This is a genomic window from Nostoc sp. CCY 9925 (genome assembly GCF_963920935.1).
Lineage (GTDB): Bacteria > Cyanobacteriota > Cyanobacteriia > Cyanobacteriales > Nostocaceae > Nostoc.
Window position 1 is genome coordinate 1 of the sequence record NZ_CAWUDO010000242.1, and the last position, 2,767, is coordinate 2,767.

General features: G+C 36.9%; 4 protein-coding genes. 1 reads left to right on the top strand and 3 read right to left on the bottom strand.

The features are described from left to right. The 3 genes from ACM0OY_RS40000 to ACM0OY_RS40010 form a co-directional block, all read right to left on the bottom strand. Positions 1-1,298 (bottom strand): hypothetical protein (locus ACM0OY_RS40000; protein ID WP_414574236.1); only part of this gene is annotated, 1,298 nt, incomplete at its 3' end. Between the two features lie 24 nt (positions 1,299-1,322). Continuing rightward, positions 1,323-1,847: a phage tail protein gene (locus tag ACM0OY_RS40005; protein ID WP_414574237.1), complete on the bottom strand. Its 525-nt coding sequence runs from the start codon at positions 1,845-1,847 to the stop codon at positions 1,323-1,325. Then, a complete protein-coding gene (locus ACM0OY_RS40010) occupies positions 1,847-2,086 on the bottom strand; it encodes a hypothetical protein (protein WP_414574238.1) in 240 nt (79 codons plus the stop codon). Before ACM0OY_RS40010 ends, ACM0OY_RS40005 begins: the two co-directional genes overlap by 1 nt. Before the next feature lie 245 nt (positions 2,087-2,331). On the opposite strand from ACM0OY_RS40010, the gene ACM0OY_RS40015 reads away from it, so the two are divergent. Beyond that, on the top strand, positions 2,332-2,767 hold a 436-nt coding region (locus ACM0OY_RS40015; RefSeq protein WP_414574239.1), incomplete at its 3' end, for a hypothetical protein.

Here is a 2,767-nt window from a genome sequence, read left to right on the forward strand (position 1 = left end):
GAGATATCTGGGATATCTATTTTTTTTGATGATTGGGTAGTTTCAATATCTTGTTGTAGTGGCGTTTCGCTAACTGAGATATCTGGGATATCTATTTTTTTTGATGATTGGGTAGTTTCAATATCTTGTTTTAGTACCGTTGGGCTAGCTGAGGTATCTGAAATCTCACGTTTTTGTGATTCTTCAGTGACTACTTCTTGTTGGTCGTTGTTAAACTCACTAGGCCGGCTAATTTTTTCACCATTATTATGAGCTAAAGATAGTTCTCTAGGGGAATTATCTACTAATTCACTTGTGTTATTGTCTAATTTATTGTTTTGTTCTAATGGCGAATTTTTCTCTGGAATGGACGCTTCTGTATTGGATAAACTAGATGGTAACTCAGAAATTATTTGAGTTTCTTCGTTGAGCGGTTTTCTAAACAAAGTTGGTTGATCTTGAACATTAGGCGAAATAGATGCTGTGATGATAGGTGTACTATTACTAACAAGCTCATCATCAATATCATGTTGTGATGTGGGAGAATTGTTTTCCCACAGAGGCGTAGAGGAGGACATTTGTGTGGGGGGGTTTCCCAACTTGAGCAAAGTGTCCGTAGCGTAGAGAGAATCGGGACTTTGAGATTTTAATACATGAGATTCATTTTTTGTTTGTTCAATGCTCGAATTCACCTCAGTAGATAGAGAATCATCTGATGGTATAAAGATATCTTGATTAAGATTAATAGGAATATTACTTTCATCCGCAGCTTTTACAACATTCTTAGCCGCAGATGATTTTACTGATTTTTTATTTTTAGATTTTGTCTTTGTTTTTGGTTGTTGTTGAGATTGGTTTGTTGATTTAGGTTGAGATTTAGTTTGAATTTTATTTTTACTTGGCTTTTTAATATTTGTTTCTGGTGATATTTCCTTAATTATGTTATTCCCAATTACATTTGGCGGTATTTGTGGAATTTCACTTTTTAATAATTCAGTAGTACTAAAATTATTATTTTCTTCTGAATCTGTTGACTCAAAAGGGTCAAAATCAATAAATGGAAATCCACTATTGATATCTGGATTATCCCAACTATCCCAGCCTATGACTGGTTGTATTGATGGTTCTTGCTCACGAGATAATAAAAAGTGAGAAGATGTGACTAATGGTGATTTTGTTTGTATAGGGCTGATTAAATGACTGCGCGAATGCAGAAAATCAGACTCTTTTCTGAATATGAATCTGTGAGTATTAGATAAAGATGATGTAATACCAAGTGGATGAGTATTGTTTGTTAATAGGGGTTTGATGATTTGCATAGTTATAGTTAAAAAAATAGCAAATTAACTAGAAACGAAATATCCTGTTTTTTCATTTCGTTCTACAGAATTACCTCCTCCTGTAGTTCTGGCAACTTTTAAGCCTTCATAAGCTAAAGTTAATTCCTCAATAGCAACGGCTTTGCCATCGGCTTGGAGTGCAGGTGTTTTCCAGGTTACTGGAATAGCACCAATCAAAGTCCAACTCATCATTGTTTCACCAGATTGATTAAAAATCAGAATGTTGACATTCCGTCGGGATGTTCTCTTTTGTTCATCAAAAACTGCATTTATCCAGTTCCAAAAACCTGGATGGTCGGTAACTCCACGTTTAAGAGTAATGTCTGCAAATTCTGTATGACCTAAGTAAATTCTTTGCTGGTCGTTGACACCACCTTCTTGAAAAACGTTTTTCTTAATCTGAACACTCAAGCCTGTACATTCAGTGAAAGATGCAGCAATAGAACTATCTATTTCTACGTAAAAACGATTACTAGTAACATAATTTAATTCGTGAGTAACTTTGCCGTTATTACCATTTCCAGCCATTAAAACCACCTTTGAGAACTATAATTACCAATTCTTTCACGCTGCGATCGCAAATCCTCTTGCAAAAGTTTATACACATGCTCTGTAAGTTCGTTCAGCAGCAGTGAATCGTTGAGGTATTTACTTGCAGTTTGAGCCACTTTGCTGGCATCAGAAGTCACTGAAACCCCCGCGTATCCAGCAGTACCACCAATGTCTCCATTAAATATGAAAAAAGTTTGTTGCTGATATGAGTCCATAAATAAAAAAACTCTCCTAGAATCAAGGCTAAAGGTACTGCATCAGAATCAAAAGTAGCCAAAAGTCGAATTAGTCATTAGTCATTAGTCATTGGTCATTTGCAAAAGCGCAATGCCCAATAACTAACCAGGTTTCGCATTGATTTTAAATACTTGATCAGTTGTGTTAAAATTGCGATCGCTCTACACTAGATATTGGTATCAGCAAAATATTTATCTACCTACTGGTTGGGCATCAGAAAAATATGAAAGAACGCATCATTCAGCCCAAGAAAGTTACTACAGATTCTTTCTCAATACCTGCACTCAGACAGCCAACGCGCGGTTTTGGTTTACAATCCTCTGGTGCTTCATCTAAAGCAGCACTAAACAAATCTCTAGGACACGACATTAGTCGAATATCACTGCGTCGTCCCCAAACCAAACTCACGGTTAATCAGCCAGGAGATATTTACGAGCAACAAGCTGATGCAGTCGCGCAGGATGTCGTAGGAAGATTGGCACAACTTGGAAGTCTTCCGTCTATCCAGCGCCAACAAATGCCACAAGAAGAAGAATTGCAAATGAAATCTCTGGCAAGTTCCATCACGCCTCTGATGCAACGCCAAGAAATACCAGAGGAAGAGGAAGAAGAATTACAAATGAAATCTCTGGACAACAGCACACTGCAACGAGAGTCAC